The sequence below is a fragment of the Collinsella sp. LCP19S3_B6 genome, from assembly GCF_052121815.1.
GTDB lineage: Bacteria > Actinomycetota > Coriobacteriia > Coriobacteriales > Coriobacteriaceae > Collinsella.
Window position 1 is genome coordinate 1 of record NZ_JBQKDN010000002.1, and the last position, 18,321, is coordinate 18,321.

General features: G+C 58.6%; 20 protein-coding genes and 2 tRNA genes. 15 read left to right on the forward strand and 7 right to left on the reverse strand.

Features of this window, described 5'->3' with window-relative positions:
* Positions 1–592: 592 nt before the first annotated feature.
* From ACTQWD_RS01010 to folB, 9 genes are all read left to right on the forward strand, one after another.
* Complete coding sequence (locus tag ACTQWD_RS01010; RefSeq protein ID WP_441559058.1) at positions 593–1,483, forward strand: alpha-amylase family glycosyl hydrolase; 891 nt, start codon at positions 593–595, stop codon at positions 1,481–1,483.
* 80 nt (positions 1,484–1,563) lie between these two features.
* A tRNA-Gly gene (locus ACTQWD_RS01015) sits at positions 1,564–1,639 on the forward strand.
* Positions 1,640–1,642: 3 nt separating this feature from the next.
* Positions 1,643–1,717 (forward strand) — tRNA-Val (locus tag ACTQWD_RS01020).
* 216 nt (positions 1,718–1,933) lie between these two features.
* The gene (locus ACTQWD_RS01025; protein ID WP_154517425.1) at positions 1,934–2,116 is read left to right on the forward strand and encodes a hypothetical protein; all 183 of its coding nucleotides are present in this window, start codon (positions 1,934–1,936) and stop codon (positions 2,114–2,116) included.
* Between the two features lie 567 nt (positions 2,117–2,683).
* Positions 2,684–4,906, forward strand: a complete 2,223-nt coding sequence (nrdD, locus tag ACTQWD_RS01030; protein ID WP_427718616.1) for an anaerobic ribonucleoside-triphosphate reductase — start codon at positions 2,684–2,686, stop codon at positions 4,904–4,906.
* Positions 4,907–5,332: 426 nt separating this feature from the next.
* Complete coding sequence (gene nrdG / locus ACTQWD_RS01035) at positions 5,333–5,914, forward strand: anaerobic ribonucleoside-triphosphate reductase activating protein (protein WP_441015851.1); 582 nt, start codon at positions 5,333–5,335, stop codon at positions 5,912–5,914.
* A gap of 67 nt (positions 5,915–5,981) precedes the next feature.
* The gene (folE, locus tag ACTQWD_RS01040; protein ID WP_441540597.1) at positions 5,982–6,539 is read left to right on the forward strand and encodes a GTP cyclohydrolase I FolE; all 558 of its coding nucleotides are present in this window, start codon (positions 5,982–5,984) and stop codon (positions 6,537–6,539) included.
* Between the two features lie 2 nt (positions 6,540–6,541).
* Positions 6,542–7,123, forward strand: coding sequence for an HD domain-containing protein (locus ACTQWD_RS01045; protein ID WP_195838586.1), 582 nt, complete (start codon positions 6,542–6,544; stop codon positions 7,121–7,123).
* Positions 7,124–7,166: 43 nt separating this feature from the next.
* The gene (gene folB / locus ACTQWD_RS01050; protein ID WP_022094401.1) at positions 7,167–7,652 is read left to right on the forward strand and encodes a dihydroneopterin aldolase; all 486 of its coding nucleotides are present in this window, start codon (positions 7,167–7,169) and stop codon (positions 7,650–7,652) included.
* Between the two features lie 6 nt (positions 7,653–7,658).
* Here folB and ACTQWD_RS01055 read toward each other — a convergent pair whose 3' ends face one another.
* Complete coding sequence (locus tag ACTQWD_RS01055) at positions 7,659–8,435, reverse strand: M48 family metallopeptidase (RefSeq protein ID WP_441044770.1); 777 nt, start codon at positions 8,433–8,435, stop codon at positions 7,659–7,661.
* A gap of 74 nt (positions 8,436–8,509) precedes the next feature.
* The gene (locus ACTQWD_RS01060; protein ID WP_441015845.1) at positions 8,510–9,523 is read right to left on the reverse strand and encodes a dipeptidase; all 1,014 of its coding nucleotides are present in this window, start codon (positions 9,521–9,523) and stop codon (positions 8,510–8,512) included.
* Between the two features lie 120 nt (positions 9,524–9,643).
* Here ACTQWD_RS01060 and ACTQWD_RS01065 point away from each other — a divergent pair, with 120 nt between their 5' ends.
* The 3 genes from ACTQWD_RS01065 to ACTQWD_RS01075 all read left to right on the forward strand — a co-directional run bounded on the left by ACTQWD_RS01065 (position 9,644) and on the right by ACTQWD_RS01075 (position 11,535).
* Entirely contained in the window at positions 9,644–10,072 is a 429-nt protein-coding gene (locus ACTQWD_RS01065; RefSeq protein ID WP_117640821.1) for an FKBP-type peptidyl-prolyl cis-trans isomerase, read from the forward strand.
* A 3-nt stretch (positions 10,073–10,075) separates the two neighbouring features.
* On the forward strand, positions 10,076–10,654 hold the full coding sequence (locus ACTQWD_RS01070; RefSeq protein ID WP_441048578.1) for an urease accessory protein UreE: 579 nt from the start codon (positions 10,076–10,078) through the stop codon (positions 10,652–10,654).
* A gap of 83 nt (positions 10,655–10,737) precedes the next feature.
* Positions 10,738–11,535, forward strand: a complete 798-nt coding sequence (locus ACTQWD_RS01075; RefSeq protein WP_427747975.1) for an HAD-IIB family hydrolase — start codon at positions 10,738–10,740, stop codon at positions 11,533–11,535.
* A 75-nt stretch (positions 11,536–11,610) separates the two neighbouring features.
* On the opposite strand, the gene ACTQWD_RS01080 is transcribed toward ACTQWD_RS01075, so the two are convergent.
* The 5 genes from ACTQWD_RS01080 to ACTQWD_RS01100 all read right to left on the reverse strand — a co-directional run bounded on the left by ACTQWD_RS01080 (position 11,611) and on the right by ACTQWD_RS01100 (position 15,221).
* Entirely contained in the window at positions 11,611–11,991 is a 381-nt protein-coding gene (locus ACTQWD_RS01080; protein ID WP_427793849.1) for a Fur family transcriptional regulator, read from the reverse strand.
* 61 nt (positions 11,992–12,052) lie between these two features.
* Positions 12,053–12,463 (reverse strand): acylphosphatase, encoded by a 411-nt coding sequence (locus ACTQWD_RS01085; RefSeq protein ID WP_427795950.1) that lies wholly within the window; start codon positions 12,461–12,463, stop codon positions 12,053–12,055.
* A gap of 2 nt (positions 12,464–12,465) precedes the next feature.
* Positions 12,466–13,572, reverse strand: a complete 1,107-nt coding sequence (locus ACTQWD_RS01090) for a Gfo/Idh/MocA family protein (RefSeq protein ID WP_441015830.1) — start codon at positions 13,570–13,572, stop codon at positions 12,466–12,468.
* Between the two features lie 74 nt (positions 13,573–13,646).
* The gene (gene rnhA / locus ACTQWD_RS01095) at positions 13,647–14,132 is read right to left on the reverse strand and encodes a ribonuclease HI (RefSeq protein ID WP_370450639.1); all 486 of its coding nucleotides are present in this window, start codon (positions 14,130–14,132) and stop codon (positions 13,647–13,649) included.
* 141 nt (positions 14,133–14,273) lie between these two features.
* Positions 14,274–15,221, reverse strand: a complete 948-nt coding sequence (locus ACTQWD_RS01100; RefSeq protein WP_427747969.1) for a LysR family transcriptional regulator — start codon at positions 15,219–15,221, stop codon at positions 14,274–14,276.
* Between the two features lie 274 nt (positions 15,222–15,495).
* Between ACTQWD_RS01100 and ACTQWD_RS01105 the strand changes: the two genes are divergently transcribed.
* The 3 genes from ACTQWD_RS01105 (at position 15,496) to ACTQWD_RS01115 (ending at position 18,299) form a co-directional block, all read left to right on the forward strand.
* The gene (locus tag ACTQWD_RS01105) at positions 15,496–16,806 is read left to right on the forward strand and encodes an O-acetylhomoserine aminocarboxypropyltransferase/cysteine synthase family protein (protein ID WP_441038734.1); all 1,311 of its coding nucleotides are present in this window, start codon (positions 15,496–15,498) and stop codon (positions 16,804–16,806) included.
* A 312-nt stretch (positions 16,807–17,118) separates the two neighbouring features.
* On the forward strand, positions 17,119–17,895 hold the full coding sequence (locus ACTQWD_RS01110) for a hypothetical protein (protein WP_427793856.1): 777 nt from the start codon (positions 17,119–17,121) through the stop codon (positions 17,893–17,895).
* Positions 17,896–18,080: 185 nt separating this feature from the next.
* Positions 18,081–18,299 carry a hypothetical protein gene (locus ACTQWD_RS01115; RefSeq protein WP_154517389.1) on the forward strand — a complete coding sequence of 73 codons (219 nt, stop codon included), beginning with the start codon at positions 18,081–18,083 and terminating at the stop codon, positions 18,297–18,299.
* Positions 18,300–18,321: the final 22 nt, after the last annotated feature.

Below are 18,321 nucleotides of genomic sequence, written 5' to 3' on the forward strand. Positions count from 1 at the left end.
GGGCTTTTTCGTACCCATTGCAGAGGCTCGAACCCGAGAGGGAGCGAGCGTTAAGCAAACGCGGAGCGTTTGTAGCGAGCTGGCGAGGTCGCCGGCAGGCGGCCGAAGCCGGTGCGGATCCGCGAAGCGGATACGCGGATGCCCCGTTGTCCGCTCCAAGCACAACAGCCCGACTACCACGGTAGCCGGGCTTTTTCGTACCCATTGCAGAGGCTCGAACCCGAGAGGGAGCGAGCGTTAAGCAAACGCGGAGCGTTTGTAGCGAGCTGGCGAGGTCGCCGGCAGGCGGCCGAAGCCGATGCGGATCCGCGAAGCGGATACGCGGATGCCCCGTTGTCCGCTCCAGCTATCTTACGCGGTTCTAACGAACCGCGTTTTTTTGTTGACGCTGCGCGAGCCCCGGGCACCCCATCTTGCCCCTCAATCGTCGGTCGCGTACATAAAGTACGCTTCCCTCCTCTTTCGCGGCAACCTGGGGCACCCGGAGCCCGCTCGCTGTCGTGACCGGGGGAGTGGGTTTTCCGTTCTTTTCACTAATCGGTCGATTCGTCCCGGGAGGCCCGAAGCCGAGAGGGAGCGAGCGTCTTGGGGCGTGGCTGTGGCGTTGTTTGCCGCGAATAACAGCTTTGGGCGTATCATCGCGGGCATTACCCAGCAGATGGACTATCTTGAGCGGCTGGGCATCGAGGCCATCTGGTTGAGCCCGTTTTACCCATCGCCTCTTGTCGATGGTGGCTATGATGTGGCGGATAACTGCGATGTCGACCCACGTCTCGGCTCGCTTGACGACTTCGATGACATGGTCGCTGCGGCTCACGCGCGCGGCATCAAGGTCATCGTCGACATCGTGCCCAATCATTCATCCAACCAGCACCCCTGGTTCAAAGCCGCTCTTGCCGCCCGCCCCGGATCGCCCGAGCGCGCCCGTTATATCTTCCGCGATGGTCGCGGCGAACATGGCGAGCTGCCTCCCACCAATTGGAATGCCAACTTTGGAGGCCCCGCCTGGACGCGTGTTGCGGACGGTCAGTGGTATCTGCATATGTTTACGCCCGAGCAGCCGGACTTTGACTGGTCATGCCCCGAGGTTCATGCGTTCTTTTGCGACGTCCTGACGTTTTGGAGCGATCAGGGCAACGGTCTCGCCAAGGACCTCGACCGCGATGACCTCGACCGGTGGCATCTCGCCGAGGGCGATGACATGGTTGACGACGGCACCCATCCGCTATGGGACCGCAACGAGGTCCACGAGATCTATCGCGAGTGGCGACGCGCTATGCCCTGCCGCAAATCAAGGCGACGCGCTACCACCAGATTTCGCTCGACTGGCTCTTACGCGACGGGTCGTCTTATGACGAGGACCGTGAACTCGGCGAGCGCCGCGCGCGGGCGGCCCTTTTGCTTGAGCTGGCGCTTCCGGGCTCGGCATACGTGTATCAGGGTGAGGAGCTCGGCCTTTTTGAGGTGGCTGATGTCTTCGTGAGGTTCGCGAGAGCGTCGCAAAACTTTTCAAAAAAAGTTCTTGCATAGGATGCGGGTATCACGTAAGATTAATCCCCGTAAGCGGACATGGCTCAGTTGGTAGAGCACAACCTTGCCAAGGTTGGGGTCGCGGGTTCGAGCCCCGTTGTCCGCTCCATTTGGGCGTTTAGCTCAGGGGGAGAGCGCTTCCCTGACACGGAAGAGGTCACAAGTTCAAATCTTGTAACGCCCACCAAATGTTCGCAGTCCAGAGGCTTTGCTTCTGGACTGTTTTGTTATAAACACACATAATATGCCGACAAATTATCGACCTCGGTCGCTTTTTCACGTTGCATTTGCTGCCCAGCATAATTTGTCGTTATTGGCCTCTTGGTCTCGTGGGAGATGATTATTTTGATCATAACCGTGCACGTCGCCCGCGTTTCCATGGTTGACCCCCGCGCAATCTTTTATGGTGATCGGTTTTGGCGAGATTGCCTTCCAGGGAGGATTCGGAACGATTGAAGGCCGTACGTTCTTCGCGCGCTGGGCGGGCCTTGTCACAAAGGGGTGGGCTTTTGTGGTTATCGCCGGCGTGCTGCTCGATCCCTTTACAGCGGCTCTCGGCCGCATGATAGCTCGCGAAGAGAACTAATAGCCCCTCGCCTATCGAATGCCGGCGGACGGGGTGCCGGGGCTGTAGTCTTCCGAGCGTTTGCAGCCCCGTCGCTCCGTCCGCCGGCATTCGACCGCAACATGTTGGTCAAGCATAATCTTTTGGATTCTTTTCGCGTGAGCGGCTTGGTTTTGATAGGATTTGTCGGCGGCTTGACGAGGGGGTTTTATAACTGCCTTGCAGGTAGCCGCGTTGGTAACGTTTTACCGACTTGCCAAGAAACCCTCATAATTAATGTGTCTGTAAAATGACCAATTGCTTTGACCTGCTGAAACACTATATGTTGTGTTTGACCTAAAAAAAGAATACAGGATATAGAGGCGTCTTTGTCGTATGATAGATGGCGGACAGAGAACGAAGACCTTGTTCGTCCCATTTGGACACGCCTTTGAGCCGCTTGATCGGCCGCGAGGATTGTCCGCATGAGGACCTATGGTTTATCGAGAACACAGATTGCGCGACGGCGCCGCAAGACAGGGACAAGCCCTGCCAGGCATCGTTTGGCTCTGAAGCGCAATGGGATTACGACGCGAAAGAGGCAAGAGGATGAAGATCATCAAGCGCAGCGGTACCGAGGTTGCCTTTGACATCGATAAGATCGTCAATGCGATTCGCGCCGCCAACTTGGAGGTCGAGGAGGGCTCTCGTCTTACCGACCGCCAGGTGATCTATGCGGCGCAAAACGTCGCCGAGGCATGTGAGAAGGCCGGCCATACCGTATCGGTCGAGGAGATCCAGGATCTGGTCGAGGACGAGATCATGCGTCTCGACTGCTACGAGGTCGCTCGCCGCTACATCATCTATCGTTATGTTCAGAGCCTGAAGCGCCAAAAGAACACGACCGACGACAAGATCCTGTCGCTGATCGAGTGCAATAACGAAGAGGTTAAGCAGGAGAACTCCAATAAGAATCCGACCGTCAATTCCGTTCAGCGCGACTATATGGCCGGCGAGATTTCCAAGGACCTGACCCAACGCGTGCTGCTGCCCCAGGAGATCGTGGATGCCCATAATGAGGGTCTGATCCATTTCCACGATTCGGATTACTTTGCCCAGCACATGCACAACTGCGATCTGGTGAACCTGGAGGACATGCTCCAGAACGGCACCGTTATCTCGGGCACGCTGATCGAGAAGCCGCACAGCTTTTCGACCGCCTGCAACATCGCGACGCAGATTATCGCCCAGGTTGCTTCCTCCCAGTACGGCGGTCAGTCTATTTCGCTGACCCATCTCGCCCCGTTCGTTGAGGTGAGCCGTCAAAAGATTCGCGGCGAGGTTGCTCGCGAGCTTGAGGAGCTCGGTGTTTCGGCATCTGCCGAGAAGGTTCGCGAGGTCGTTGAGGAACGCCTGCGCGATGAGATTCGTCGCGGCGTCCAGACGATTCAGTATCAGGTCGTGACCCTTATGACCACGAATGGCCAGGCGCCGTTCGTGACGGTCTTTATGTATCTCAATGAGGCCCGTACGCCCCAGGAGAAGCACGACCTTGCCATGATTGTGGAGGAGACGCTTCGTCAACGCTATGAGGGCGTTAAGAACGAAGCCGGCGTGTGGATCACCCCGGCGTTCCCCAAGCTCATCTACGTGCTCGAGGACGATAACATCCGCGAGGATTCGCCGTACTTCTATCTGACCAAGCTCGCCGCCAAGTGCACCGCCAAGCGCATGGTGCCCGACTACATCTCCGAGAAGAAGATGCGCGAGCTCAAGCTGTCTAAGGGCGAGACCGCCGGCAACGGTGATTGCTATACCTGCATGGGTTGCCGCAGTTTCCTGACGCCCGACCGTTCGGGCAACGGCTTTAACAATGTCGCCAACGCTCTGAACTATGATCCGACCAAGCCTAAGTACTATGGTCGCTTTAACCAGGGTGTTGTGACCATCAACCTGCCCGATGTTGCGCTGAGCTCGCATCAGGACATGGACAAGTTCTGGAAGATCTTCGATGAGCGCCTTGAGCTGTGCCACCGCGCCCTGCTGTGCCGTCATGAGCGCCTGATGGGCACGCTTTCGGATGCTGCGCCGATTCTTTGGCAGTACGGTGCCTTGGCGCGCCTTAAGAAGGGCGAGACGATCGACAAGCTGCTCGTGGGCGGCTATTCCACCATTAGCCTGGGTTACGCCGGTCTGTATGAGTGCGTCAAGTACATGACGGGCCACAGCCATACCGAGAAGGAGGGCACGCCGTTTGCCATGGCCGTCATGCAGCACATGAACGACAAGTGCGCCGAGTGGAAGGCCGAAAGCGATATCGACTTCTCGCTGTACGGCACCCCGCTTGAGTCGACGACCTACAAGTTCGCCAAGTGCCTGCAGCGCCGTTTCGGCATTATCCCGGGCGTGACGGATAAGGGCTACATTACTAACAGCTATCACGTCCACGTGTCCGAGGAGATCGATGCCTTCGACAAGCTTAAGTTTGAGGGCATGTTCCAGCAGCTTTCGCCGGGCGGTGCCATCTCCTACGTTGAGGTTCCCAACATGCAGGACAACCTCAAGGCGGTCATTCGCGTAATGCAGTACATCTACGACAACATCATGTACGCCGAGCTCAACACCAAGAGCGATTACTGCCAGGTGTGCGGCTATGACGGCGAGATTCGCATTGTCGAGGACGATGGCAAACTGGTGTGGGAGTGCCCCAATTGCGGCAATCGTGACCAGGAGAAGATGAATGTCGCCCGTCGCACGTGCGGCTACATCGGTACCCAGTTCTGGAACCAGGGTCGAACCGAGGAGATCCGCGACCGCGTGCTGCATCTCTAATAACCATCCCAGGCTGCCCCGTAGCGAGGCCCCGGACCTTTACTCGCTATTTCGGACAGTCCTGGCTCACGACGGAGGCGCCACTGGCGCCTCCTGTTCGTGCGGAACTCATATCGAGCAAAGGTCCGGGGCCTCGCTACGGGGCAGCCAAGTTGATGTAGCTGAGATGCAGTATGCGGTCTGCTCACTCCTCGAAGTTCTTAGCGGAAATAATTCGAGCTGCAGCTGCGATTTACTTGCGATGCCGGTTGAGCCGCAACCCAGTTTTTATTGGGCCTCGAACCCCATACTCGATGTTCGCTTCGTTCATCGAGTGTCGCTCGCGAGGGATCTGGAGCATATCGTCCCGCCCGTAGTTTCGCAGGCCGAAGGCCGAGAATGTTTGAGGACGGGATGATATGCTCCAGACCCCCAGGAAGGTTACCTATGAACTACGCGAACATTAAGTATTTCGACATTGCTGATGGAGAAGGCGTTCGTACCTCTCTGTTTGTGAGTGGGTGCCGTCGTGGGTGCAAGAATTGTTTTAACTCCGTCGCGTGGGACTTTGCCGCGGGTGAACCGTTCGATCGTGCCGTCGAGGACAAAATCATCGAGAGTCTTGATCATCCCTTTATTGATGGCCTGACGATTCTGGGCGGGGAGCCTATGGAACCCGAGAACCAGGCGGGGCTCGTTGATTTTATCGAACGCGTGCGTGCGACCTATCCTGTGGAGTCTGGGAAGACCATTTGGTGCTTTACCGGTGATGTGCTCGAGGAACTAATGCCGGGCGGCCGCCACCATACCGACGTGACGGACCGTATCCTTGCTTGCCTCGACATGCTGGTAGACGGTCCGTTCGTTCAAGATCTGTACGATATCTCGTTGCGCTTTAGGGGCTCGAGTAATCAGCGCGTGATCGACATGAACGCCTCGCGCGCTCGTGCTGCGCGCGAGGGCGTTGCGCTTTGCGACGCTGTGGAGCTTTGGCGGGACGATCCGGTCTATTCGACCCATACTATGTAGCTGGAAGAGGTTGCGTGCCAGCGTGGTACCATAGCGCGAACGCGAAATCGAAAAAAGTGAGGCCCAGATGGTCGATCAGGAAAAAGTCGAGACTGCTATTAAGCTGCTGCTTGAAGGTATAGGCGAGGACCCAACTCGTGAGGGCCTGCTGGAGACCCCGGCACGCGTCGCCCGTATGTATGGCGAGATTGCCGGCGGTATGGGCCGGAGTGCCGAGGAGCACCTGTCCAAAACCTTTGCCGTCGCTTCGAACGATTTGGTTATCGAGCGCGATATTACGTTTTACTCGCTGTGCGAGCACCATCTGCTGCCTTTTTATGGCAAGGCTGCGATCGGCTATATCCCTAACGGTCGCGTGGCGGGTCTGTCTAAGCTTGCTCGCACGGTTGAGGTCTATGCCCGTCGTCTGCAGCTGCAGGAGCAGCTGTGCGCGCAGGTTGCCGATGCCCTCATGGAATATCTTGCTCCCCAAGGGGCGATCGTGCTGATGGAAGCCGAGCATATGTGCATGACCATGCGCGGCGTGCAAAAGCCCGGTACCAAGACCGTAACGCTTGCTCGTCGCGGTGTCTTTGAGACCGATCCCGCGCTCGAGGAGCGATTCTTTAGGATGCTGGACCGCTAACCATGAGAGTCGTCAACGACTTTACATCGAAGACCGATGAGGGGACGCCGCGTCGCGGTTTTATGGCTTCGGGCCTGACTCCCTTTGGCGCCATGCCTCGCATTGATTACATTTGTGCCAACGGGCTGTTCCGGCGGCACCTGGGCAACATTGCACAGTTGGAATCGGGGCGCATCTTTTGCCGCCACGGTATTGACCATCTGCTGGATGTCGCGCGCATTATGTGGATTAAGAATCTTGAGGAACAGCTCGAATTTGACCGCGAGGTCATCTACGCCACGGCACTTCTTCACGATATCGGCAAAGATGAACAGTATGAATCGGGTATATCCCATGATGTTGCAAGCGAGCGCGTCGCTGATGCGATTCTTGGCGGCATGCCCGATGACGTGGCATTTGATCCGGCCGATGCCGCGGCCATTAAGACGGCCATTTTAGGCCATAGAAAGCTGCGCGTGAACAGCCAACCGCTTGAGCGTCTGCTCTATGCAGCCGACAAAGCGTCGCGCGCCTGCTTTGCATGCCCCGCGCGCAATGCCTGCAACTGGAGCGATGATAAAAAGAACCTGTCGATTCGCGTGTAGTTGGTTTGCGCGGTCGGGGTTCTAAACGAAGGAGACGATCGCGATGAGTAACAAGAAACTGCCCGAGAATGCAACCAAGACTGAAGGCGCCGAGCTCGCCCGCCGTGGAAGGGGCGAAATATCCACCGCAACGGCGGTGCCCCACGTGAGCTATGACGATCTGCGCCATGCCGATCGCATCACCGTTGAAGGTCTTGAGGTCTTTGCCAACCACGGCGTGTATCCCGAGGAGAACGCCCTGGGCCAGAAGTTCATCGTGTCCTTGGTGCTCTATGCCGACCTGCGTGCAGCAGGGGAGCACGATAACCTGGATGCCTCGATTGATTACGGCTCGGTGTGCCACGATGTCGATGGCTATCTGCGCGAGCATACGTTTAAGCTCATCGAGGCCGCAGCCGAGGGCGTGGCCCAGATGCTGCTACGTCGTTACCCCCTGTTGCTTGGCGTTCGTGTTAAGCTCGATAAGCCTTGGGCGCCCGTCGGTCTTCCCCTGGCAAGCTGCGGTGTCGAGATCGAGCGCGTGCGCTAACCGGTTCTAATACGTCTCTATGGGTGGCTGCTTGAGCCGCTGCGACAGAGCTCTATTGTTGGGGCAGTACGTGTCGAGCAGGGCGTGAAACCGCTGATTGTGGCTTGGCTCGAGCAAGTGGACGAGCTCGTGGGCGACAACCATGTCAAGGCACTCGACGGGGTAGGCGGCAAGCTCGCGTGCGATGCGAATGGCACCGGTTTTGGGCGTACACGAGCCCCAGCGCGTTTTCATGCTGCGCACGGAAACGCGGGAAGCGGCGACACCCATTGCGATTTCGTATGTGCGCACCATATCGCGCAGCGCCGTGGTGACCTCGGATGTATAGAGCTGGTCGATGCGGGCTTGGAGCTCATCGGGCGTTAGGCCGTCGAGGATTGCGTGCCGCTTGGCCTGTGGGTGTTCGTCTGGCTCGTCGGTACCCATAAAACTTGCGAAGGTGGCCTGTTTGGGTCGCGGTGCGGGTGATGCAAAGTTGTGATCGAGCGCATCTTGTACCGTGATGGGCTTGCCCCAAAGCGCAATGATGGACGAGGGGCTGAGCGGCTCTCGCTCCGTCGCCTGACGTTGCTCGCGCTGGGCAAGTCGGCTGATAATCCAGGCGCTGTTGCGCTTCACAAATGCTTCGATACGCTCGCGGGTGGCACCGAGCGGTGCGCTTGCGTGGACCTCACCGCTCGATGTGACGCGTAGGTTGAAGTTCTTGACGCGCTTTTTGGTAACGACGACGGGGATGGGCATCCCATCCGGTCGGGATACGGAAATCGTAAACTGCTGCGTCAAAAGCGGTCCTTCAGATTGGGGACGGGCCGGCATGTCGACCGTTCGGCATGCCGGCCCGCTCAAGGGATGTGAAATTAATAACGCTCAAAGAAGGCAAGCGCGTTGTCGCTGCAGAGCTTTTGCATCACGGTCTTGCCAAAATGCTTGGAGAGCATGTTCTGGAACTCGGGCATCTTGCTGGCATCGGAGAGGAAGGCGGGCACCGTGGCGCCGTCCCAGTCGCCGCCGAGCGCGATGACGTCCTCGCCGCCCAGGTCGAGCCAGTGCTCGATATGTGCCGCTAGCTGATCGAAGGTGACGTCTGCGGCGGTCTTGTCGGTTGCGTCGTTGGAAAGGAACTCGCTGCAGTAGTTGAGGCCGACGATGCCACCCATGTCGCGAATGGTGCGGAACTGGTCGTCGGTAAGGTTGCGTTTGGCGCCGCAAACCGCACGGGAGTTGGAGTGGCTGGCGACGAAGGGACGCGTGGCGCGGGCGGCGACCTCGTCAAAGCACTCATCGTTGAGATGGGAGACGTCAAGCACCATGCCGGCGTGCTCCATCTGCGTAAGTGCCTCGATGCCGGCGGCGGTGAGGCCGGCGTGGGTATCGTGTCCGCTCGCGAGCGGCCCCTGCGCATTCCAGCTGAGTGACGACATGAGTACGCCCAAGCTCTTGAGCACCTCGATCAGTGCGGGGTCCTCGGCAAAGAACGTGGCGTTTTCGATGGTGTGGATGCAAGCGACCTTGCCGTCCTTGAGCGCGGGACGAATGTCTGCGGCGCTGCGCACGTTGACCATGCGATCGTGGTTGAGCATGGCCTGGCCGCTCATATGCGCCATGATCTGCGCCTGGAAGCGCGCGGCGTGGGCGGAGGGAATCTCGTCGGGGACAAACGTGGCGAAGCACTGTGCCCACGGTGTGTTGCCGATCTTTGCGAGCGAGATGGCGCAGGCGTTGCCCTCGATGAGGTCGAAATCTTGCGGATGCGTCTCGTCGCCGGGGAAATAACCGTCGGTGCCGGCGGTAAAGCGCAGGTCGAGATCGAGCGTGGCCCAGCCGATGCGGTCGGCGGTGTCGCAGTGCAAGTCAAATACGGGATATGCCATGGTTCCTCCGGTTGCAGCGTTTCTTTGCAAACTGTCTTCGAATTGTATGACTAGGGTATAGTTAGCGCCATACGTTCATGGCGGCCCGCGTTGTGTGCCGCCCTTATCACGGAGGTTTCCATGTCCAACCAGGGCAAGAAGGTCAAGACTCATTATCGCGGCACGCTCGACGACGGCACGCAGTTTGATAGCTCCTACGATCGCGGCGAGCCGCTGGAGTTCACCTGCGGTGCCGGTCAGATGATCAAGGGCTTCGATGCCGCCGTTGTCGACATGCAGGTGGGCGAGAAGAAGACCGTGCACATTCCTGCTGCCGATGCCTACGGCGAGCACAATCCCGAGATGGTTATCACCTTCCCGGCCGAGCAGGTTCCCAACATCGAGCAGATCGAGAAGGGCATGAAGCTCTTCCTGTCCACGCCGAGCGGCATGCCTGTCCCTGCCGTTGTCATCGATGTGACGCCCGAGGCCGTGACGCTCGATGCTAACCACGAGCTGGCCGGCAAGGATCTCAACTTTGATATCGAGCTCGTCGAGGTCGAGGATTAGAGTATGCCTGAACGCTTGGTTTCGACGACATGCTTGGGAAATCTCAACGATCCGTCCTATGAACTCCTGCTTCGTCGGGAGCTGGGTGGCATCTTTGAAGTTGACGAGCTGCTGCTCGATTGGGACCAGGCTGATGTATGCGCGTTTGCGGGCGTGACGGAGCTGGGGCGCACGGTCGATGTTCGGCTAGATGCTGCCGACGGCAGTCGTCTTGCCGACGGCGACGTGCTCGCCATCGACCGTTCGGGCATGGTGCCCGTGGCGGTTGTCGTGCGCCTGCGCAGCGCCGAGGTCTATTTGGTCGAAGTCGACCGCATGGATCCGATTGCGCTCGCGCATGCGTGCTGGGAGATCGGCAACATGCATGCGCCGCTTTTCCGAGGCGATTCGGACGAGCATACCGTACGCATGTATACGCCGGTGCAGCCTGTTTTGGGCCGCATGCTCCGGGGCGTCGAGGGCGTTATGCTCTCGGTGGTTAGCCGTGAACTCGATACGGACCGGCGTTTTGCGTCGAGCGCGGCGTATGCCGTTGTGAGCATGGCTCCCGACTTTACGATCGTAAAAAAGGCGCGCGGTTAACGTGCGTATGAGCAAGACGGACTTTGAGAGGCAGCTATTCAAAGTCCGTCTTGCTGTTGATGAGGTGCTGTGGGGGAAAGCATATGGGTCTTGAGGGAATCAAGCTGATTGCATGCGATTTGGACGGCACGTTGCTGCATCCGGGGGAGTGCGAGCCGCGTTCCGAGGCCTTTGAGCTCATCGATGAGCTGCATCGTCGTGGCATCGTGTTTATGCCGGCGAGCGGCCGTCAATATGCGAGCTTGCGCTATCTGTTTGCCCCGGTGGCCGATGAGCTCGCCTATGTATGCGAAAACGGAGCCCTCGTGATGAGCGAGGGGCGTGCCGTTGTCAAGCGTTCCATGGAGCGTAACCTTGCTATGGATATCGCGAATGCCGTGGTTGCGTATCCCCATGCCGACGTGACCCTTTCCTGCGAGGGGCACCTCTACACCATGAGCGGCAACGATGCATTCGTCGACCATTTGCGCTACGAGGTCCATTGCGATGTGGCGGTGGTCGACCGTCCCGAGGACATCGACGAGGACGTCATTAAGATCGCGTTTCAAACGCCCGAGACAGAGCAGCCGGCGGCGCTGGAGTATTTCGTCCGTCGCTTTGGCGACCGGGTCGATGTGATGACGTCGGGAACCGAATGGACCGACTTTATCGGCTTTGATTCGGGCAAGGGGTCCGCGCTTGCCGATTATGGTCGTGCGCTGGGGATCTCACCTAACGAAATGATGGCGTTTGGCGATAATGAAAACGACCGCGACATGCTCAACGTGGTGGGCCATCCCTATCTGATGGAGAGCTGCAATCCCAGTATGCGCGGTATCAACGACCGCGTCCGTTACGTGCGCACGGTCGAAGAAGAGCTGCGTCGCCTACTTGCTGAGTAGACATTTTGGACATGCCTGGAAATCTTCCTTTTGCCGCAATCGGTGAAAAGTTGATTTTAAGGCATGCCCCAAAATCTACCTACAGTTGGGGCAGAGGCCCTCGAAGATGGTGTAGTGCGAGCTGACGCTCCATCCGATTTGTTCGGATGCCCTGGCGTCGAGCTGGGTATTGAAGGGGAGCGGCACATCGATGACGCGGCCACACGAGGTGCAGATGATATGCGCATGCGGTTCGATGGCACGATCGAAGCGGCTGCCGCCCGGCGTTTTAATCGAGAGAATCTCCCCGGCATCGGCCAAGAGATTGAGGTTGCGGTAGACCGTACCGCGGCTGATTTTGTCATCCTGCGCGCGCACAGCGTTGTAGATCTCATCGGCGGTGGGATGGTTGTAGCTTTGGCGCACGGCATCAAGAACTAGCTTTCGCTGCCTAGTATTCCTTCTTTGCACCGCCATGCGCCTCGCCTCTTTTCTATTAACGGACGTAGGTAAATGATACCGTATTTAGCACACAATACTAATAATGAGGAGTGAAACCGTCTTCATTGGCAAGTGGGGCTCGGACCTGGGCGTCTACGAGGCGAAAACGCGTTCCCATGCGCTCGTAGGAGGCATGAAGCGCCTCGAGATGAGATAGGATGTTTGCTGGAGCTCCCTGTATCTCCATCTCGACTGAGCCGTCTTCCATGTTACGCACCCAGCCGGTGAGTGCGCGTGCCTGCGCGAGGTTGGTGTTGGTAAAGCGAAAACCAACGCCTTGGACCTGTCCCTCCCAGCGCAGGAAATAGCGCAGGGGAGTGTCTTGAGTGGCCTCGTCGCTTGCGAGCACAGTAAGCCTGCGGCGCAGCTCGAGCTCGACACCAGAGGGCTTTTGGGGCTCGCGGCTGCCGCCGGCGACGCCCGAGAAAAGCTTGTCGAAAATACCCATCGCTAGGCCTGCTTGACAGAATCGGCGGGGAAGGTAATGCCGGCCTGTTGGCGCACGGCATCCATGATGCGCAGCGAGACAAGCGTGACATCGCGATAGTGGCCAAGCTCGTGACGTCCCGCCGGGGTCTCCCAAATCTCTTCCTTGACGTTATCGATGCCGCCGATGGCGGTGATAAAGTCTGCGAGTTCGTATTCCATGGTGTTGCTCGATTTGGGCAGGTCGAGCACGCGGCCGTTGTCGCTCTGTTCGCGCGGCGCCTCGGTCGCCGAGCCGCGTACGACATCGCCGCGATAGTCGATGCGGACGTTGCGGGGCGTGGACAGATGGTCAATCTGGATAGTGCCACGCTCGCCTTCGATCTGCGAGGGCAGTAGGTCATTCGTAATTTTGGAGTGCGCGAGCTCGACGGAGATACGGCCACCGCCGTAGCTGGCGAGGATGGAACCGCAGCCATCGATGGGGCCATGGGTGAGCTCTTGCGTGGTGGGGTCGAGCAGAGTAGCCATGCTCGTAAGGCCGGAGGGCATGCCGAAGATCTCGACCATGGGCTCGACGGTGTAGACGCCAATATCCATGAGGGAGCCCGAGGCCATGTGGCAGTCGAAGATGTTGGTGGCGCGTCCCGCGAGAACCTCGTTGTAGCGTGAAGAATACTTGCCAAAGCGCAGTGAGGCGCGACGAATGGGCGCAATCTCGCCCAGGGCGTCCTCGATGGCGTGGAAAGCGGGGTCATGGAGCGGGCGCATGGCCTCGAGGGCCACGACACCTGCTGTCTCGGCGGCGCGGAAGACTTCCAGTGCCTGCGCCTCGGTGGCGCAGAAGGGCTTCTCGACGATGACGTGCTTGCCGCTGGCGATGCAGGCAAGGGCCTGCTCGTAGTGAAGTGCGTTTGGGCTGCCGATATAGACGGCGTCGACGTCGGCGGCTGCTGCAAGCTCATCAAGTGAAGTAAAGTTTCGCTCGCCGCCGTGCTCGGCAGTAAAGGCGGCGCCGCGCTCGGCGTTGCGCGAGAGCGTGCCTACGAATACAGCCTGGTCGTTGGCATTGACGACCTGGATAAAGTCGTCGGTGATCATGGATGTGCCGATGGTCGCGATGCGCAGCATACGTCCCCCTTGCGTTGTTTTGGTCTACAGGATGAGTGTAGCGCGTGGGGATATAAAGCTGCGCGAAAACGCTATTACAGGTCGCTCTCGTTAAAGCCGGTGTCGATATCGAGGTTGACTCCATCGGCCGCGGTGGTGGCGAGCTCGTCGCAGCGCTCGTTGAGCTCGTGGCCGGCATGCCCCTTAACCCAGATGAACTCCACCTTATGCTTGCTCTTTGCGGCAAGCAGGCGCTCCCACAGGTCGCGGTTCTTAACGGGCTGCTTGTTGGCAGTTTTCCACCCGCGCTTTTTCCAACCGTCGATCCAGTGCCTGTTAAAGGCGTTGACGACGTACTGCGAGTCGGAGTGGACCTCGACCTCGCAGGGACGGTTGAGTGCCTCGAGCGCCACGATGACCGCCATGAGCTCCATGCGGTTGTTGGTGGTCTTGGCGTAGCCACGCGAAAGCTCGGAGGTGAAGGTCTTGCCGGCGGGGTTGGTGTATTTGAGCACGGCGCCGTAGCCACCGCGTCCCGGATTGGATCGAGCCGAGCCGTCGGTATAGATGATGACCTTCACAGACTTCCTTTCGTCGAGTTCCTCTCTTGCGGCTGTCTATTGTAGCGCCCGGTCCATCCTGTTTTATGCGAGGCGCGCCGCTCCACAAGGATGGTGGAGACGTTGTCGCCAAGAAAGATGGGCGACCTGAATTGTCAAGAGCTAGAGGGCTTTTAAATCTGCCATTTCTATCCCGTCCCCAAATGGTTGGTTTTCGTGGATGATGCGATCGAGTTCGTCGAGGTATTGCCGCAGCAGGGGAGAGGGCTTGCGCTCATCGTGCATGATGTAGCCCACGCGCATCGTTGGAGCGTCTGCCAACGGGATCGATGCCATGCCCCATTGCATTTCATTGGAGAGGACACCGGTCGACAACGTGTAACCGTTCGACGTGATGAGCAGATTGGTGAGCGTGCCACGGTCGGAAACGCGGATGTTGCGGTCGCAGGGGATATAGCTAAACGGCTCCTCGGCGTAATAGAAGGAGTTCGAGGTCCCCTGCTCAAAGCTGTAGCGCGTATAGGGCGTAAGGTCGGCAAGCGATAGCTGGGGGCGGCGTGCGAGCGGATGGCGCTCGCTAACGAAGACGTGGACCGTTGCATCGAAGAGGGGATGGAAGCTTGCGCGGGCGTCGGCGAAGGCCTTCTGCAGGACGCGGGCGTTAAAGTCATCCAGATACAGAATGCCGATATCGCTGCGAAATGCGCGGACGTCGTCGATGATCTGTGACGTGGTGGTCTCGCGCATGATGAACTCAAACTTACTGTCGCGGCAGCGCTCGACGACGTTGACAAAGGCCTCGACCGAAAAAGCGTAGTGCTGAGCCGAGACGGCAAGGCGTGCCTGGGGTGTGCCGCCGTCCTCGTAGCGGGCCTCGAGCATATCGGCCTGCTCTACGACCTGGCGCGCATAGCCTAAAAGCTCGGTGCCGTCGTTGGTGAGTGTGACGCCGCGGCTGGAGCGCGTAAAGATTTCCAGACGGAGCTCCTGCTCTAGGCTTTTGACGGCGTTGGAGATATTGGATTGCGCGGTATAGAGGCGCTGAGCTGCGGCGTTAATTGAGCCGGATTCTGCCACGGCGATAAGAAAACGAAGCTGCTGGAGGGTCATCGGCACCCGTCCTTTCGATAGCTATCTAAAAAACCGATAACAGGTTAGCGCTTTTAAGTGATTGACCGCGCGAAACAATGCTCGTACTATTCAAAACACACAAAGGCGGTAGGTAATTAAGCCGACCACGAGAACGGGATGTCAAAAGGAGGACCGCATATGAACTGCTTACTAAGACGAATGCCGGGCTCCTGCTTGCGCCCGTCGGCGTGATCAGGAGACGGCGACTTACTTCTCTTACTCTTATTACTTTTGTTCGATCAAGGAGATCATCATGAGCCAGTTTATCAACAACCCCGAGCACACCTTTGGTTTCGACACCCTGCAGCTGCACGTTGGCCAGGAGAGCGCCGACCCCGCATCCGATTCCCGCGCCGTGCCTATCTACCAGACCACGAGCTATGTGTTCCGCAACTCCCAGCACGCCGCTGACCGCTTTGGCCTTGCCGACGCCGGTAATATCTACGGTCGTCTGACCAACTCCACCCAGGGCGTCTTTGAGGACCGCATTGCCGCGCTCGAGGGCGGCGTTGCCGGTCTTGCCGTCGCCTCTGGCGCCGCCGCCATCACCTATACCCTGCAGGCCCTCGCTCAGGCCGGCGACCATGTGGTGGCCCAAAAGACCATCTACGGTGGTTCCTACAACCTGCTGGAGCACACGCTCTCCCAGTTTGGTGTCGAGACCACCTTCGTCGATGCCCACAACCTGGACGAGGTCGAGGGCGCCATCAGGGACAACACCACGGTCATTTACCTCGAGACGCTCGGTAACCCCAACTCCGATATCCCCAACATCGACGCTATCTCCGAGGTCGCTAAGAAGCATGGTCTTCCGGTTGTTGTCGATAACACCTTCGGCACCCCGTATCTGTTCCGTCCGCTGGAGCACGGCGCCAACATCGTCGTTCACTCTGCAACTAAGTTTATTGGCGGCCACGGCACCTCGTTGGGCGGCGTGATTATCGATGGCGGCAACTTTGACTGGAAGGCGAGCGGCAAGTATGCGCAGATCGCCGAGCCCAATCCCTCCTACCATGGCGTCTCGTTTACCGAGGCCGCCGGCCCCGCTGCCTTCGCGACCTATGTCCGTGCTATCTTGCTGCGTGACGAGGGCGCCTGCATTAGCCCGTTTAACGCCTGGGTCCTGCTCCAGGGCACCGAGACCCTGTCGCTGCGCGTTGACCGCCATGTCGAGAACACCAAGAAGGTCGTTGAGTTCCTGATCGGTGACGGCCATGTTGCCAAGGTGAACCACCCGAGCCTGCCCGAGCACCCCGACCATGAGCTGTACCAGAAGTATTTCCCCCGTGGCGGCGCCTCGATCTTCACCTTCGAGATCAAGGGCGGCCAGGAGGCTGCTTGGAAGTTCATCGACCACCTGCAGGTGTTCTCGCTGCTCGCCAACGTAGCCGACGTCAAGTCGCTCGTCGTGCACCCGGCTACCACCACGCACTCCCAGCTCTCTGCCGAGGAGCTTGCCGAGCAGAACATTACGCCCTCTACAATCCGTCTTTCCATTGGTACCGAGAACGCCGAGGACATCATTTGGGATCTGAAGCAGGCCTTTGCCGCGCTGGACGAGTAGGGCGACTTGTGCAAGGGCCCCTTGCGACTCGATAGGTATAACTGCATAAAATGCCTGTTCAAGGCGCCTGCGCGAACAATGGTTGCGCAGGCGCCTTTTTTGCATAGGAAGGGCGCTATTACAGGGTTTTTGGCATGCTTTATGCATGCGAATTGTGGAAAACTCCTGTTGAGAGGATGTGAGTTTTACGCAAATGACGTGCACCTTTTGAGAAAAACCGCAGGTCGCGATTTACTCGGGGTACTATGCAGCGCGATCGAATCACACGCAGCTTAAACGCAGCAAAAACTCACTACGGAGGTTTCCAGCTACATGAGGATCGATTCACGAAAACCGAAGGCCGCCGCCCTTTCTGCCACGCTTGCCGTGGCGCTTTTAGTGGGTGCCGGCGTAACCGATGCCCACGCGGCAACACTGTCCGACGCGGTCGGATCAACGCCGTCCGAGGCGACCCTGATGCAGCCCGTCGACTATCGTAGCGACGGCTTTGGCTCCATGCAGGAGTGGAACGCCTCGATGGGGGCCAAGCGCGATTCCCTAGAGGTCCGCGCGCAGATCATCATGAACATGTACGGTGACTATGCCACCGATGACGAGCGCGCTGTACTGCAGGGTTGTATCGACGGTGCGGGCAGTCTTTTGACGATGGAGGAGGTCGACGCGAAGTCGGCCGAGCTCGACGAGCTTCGCTCCACGCTCGAGGATGCTAAGCGCGAGGCGCTCGAGGCTGCGGCCGTCGAGGCAGAAGCTGCCGAGGCCGTTCAGGCTTCGTATTACAACGCCGGCTCCGGCTCGTCTTACGCGTCTGCTGCGTATTACGCGAACGGCTCGGGCCTGACGCGCTCGAGCGGCGTCAATAACTACAACGGTCGTCGCGAGACCTATTACAGCAGCAACGTGTTGTATCACCACCGCACGGGTGAGTGGACGCTGGATTCCGAGGGCTTTTGGCGTGATTCCGACGGCTACTACGTGGTGGCTGCGAGCGATAAGTCCCAGGGCTCGACCTTTACGGGCTCTAAGGGCGAGTGCAAGGTCTACGATTCAGGTTGCGCAGCCGGAACTACCGATTACTACACCGGTTGGTAATCTGTCGGCATCGATTGCACATGATGGACGGGCGTCTTTACTGAGCTTTCGGGCAATGTAAAGTCGCCCGTTTTTATATGCATTTGGGTTAACAGAGCCCTTACCGTGGCACTACGTTGGGCATATGGGCGCGGGGCACACTAAGTCATGAGAAACAAGGTCTTTCTCGTGGAGGAAGTGATCCCATGAACGCTCGAGATGTCGCTATTGCCGTCGTTGCCCTTTTGATCGGATGTCTTGGTCCGACGGCGGCGTTAGTTGCCGGCTTGCAGTCCACTACGGGTGCTGCTCCTGTGGTTGTGAGCGCCTTGATTGCAGCGGCGCTGTTGGGAAGCGCCGGCGTGGTGCTTTGCCGCGATGACGAGGACGAGGTCCCGGAGTCGCAAAACGAGCCTCAGTTTTAGCCTCGGCCTAAATGCGACAGGC

What these genes read in the sequence shown, in the direction of transcription:
- ACTQWD_RS01025 (WP_154517425.1), top strand. Translation starts at nt 1,934, where the DNA reads ATGGTGATCGGTTTTGGCGAGATTGCCTTCCAGGGAGGATTCGGAACG.
- nrdD (WP_427718616.1), top strand. Translation starts at nt 2,684, where the DNA reads ATGAAGATCATCAAGCGCAGCGGTACCGAGGTTGCCTTTGACATCGAT.
- nrdG (WP_441015851.1), top strand. Translation starts at nt 5,333, where the DNA reads ATGAACTACGCGAACATTAAGTATTTCGACATTGCTGATGGAGAAGGC.
- folE (WP_441540597.1), top strand. Translation starts at nt 5,982, where the DNA reads ATGGTCGATCAGGAAAAAGTCGAGACTGCTATTAAGCTGCTGCTTGAA.
- ACTQWD_RS01045 (WP_195838586.1), top strand. Translation starts at nt 6,542, where the DNA reads ATGAGAGTCGTCAACGACTTTACATCGAAGACCGATGAGGGGACGCCG.
- folB (WP_022094401.1), top strand. Translation starts at nt 7,167, where the DNA reads ATGAGTAACAAGAAACTGCCCGAGAATGCAACCAAGACTGAAGGCGCC.
- ACTQWD_RS01060 (WP_441015845.1), bottom strand. Translation starts at nt 9,523, where the DNA reads ATGGCATATCCCGTATTTGACTTGCACTGCGACACCGCCGACCGCATC.
- ACTQWD_RS01065 (WP_117640821.1), top strand. Translation starts at nt 9,644, where the DNA reads ATGTCCAACCAGGGCAAGAAGGTCAAGACTCATTATCGCGGCACGCTC.
- ACTQWD_RS01070 (WP_441048578.1), top strand. Translation starts at nt 10,076, where the DNA reads ATGCCTGAACGCTTGGTTTCGACGACATGCTTGGGAAATCTCAACGAT.
- ACTQWD_RS01075 (WP_427747975.1), top strand. Translation starts at nt 10,738, where the DNA reads ATGGGTCTTGAGGGAATCAAGCTGATTGCATGCGATTTGGACGGCACG.
- ACTQWD_RS01080 (WP_427793849.1), bottom strand. Translation starts at nt 11,991, where the DNA reads ATGGCGGTGCAAAGAAGGAATACTAGGCAGCGAAAGCTAGTTCTTGAT.
- ACTQWD_RS01085 (WP_427795950.1), bottom strand. Translation starts at nt 12,463, where the DNA reads ATGGGTATTTTCGACAAGCTTTTCTCGGGCGTCGCCGGCGGCAGCCGC.
- ACTQWD_RS01090 (WP_441015830.1), bottom strand. Translation starts at nt 13,572, where the DNA reads ATGCTGCGCATCGCGACCATCGGCACATCCATGATCACCGACGACTTT.
- ACTQWD_RS01100 (WP_427747969.1), bottom strand. Translation starts at nt 15,221, where the DNA reads ATGACCCTCCAGCAGCTTCGTTTTCTTATCGCCGTGGCAGAATCCGGC.
- ACTQWD_RS01105 (WP_441038734.1), top strand. Translation starts at nt 15,496, where the DNA reads ATGAGCCAGTTTATCAACAACCCCGAGCACACCTTTGGTTTCGACACC.
- ACTQWD_RS01110 (WP_427793856.1), top strand. Translation starts at nt 17,119, where the DNA reads ATGAGGATCGATTCACGAAAACCGAAGGCCGCCGCCCTTTCTGCCACG.
- ACTQWD_RS01115 (WP_154517389.1), top strand. Translation starts at nt 18,081, where the DNA reads ATGAACGCTCGAGATGTCGCTATTGCCGTCGTTGCCCTTTTGATCGGA.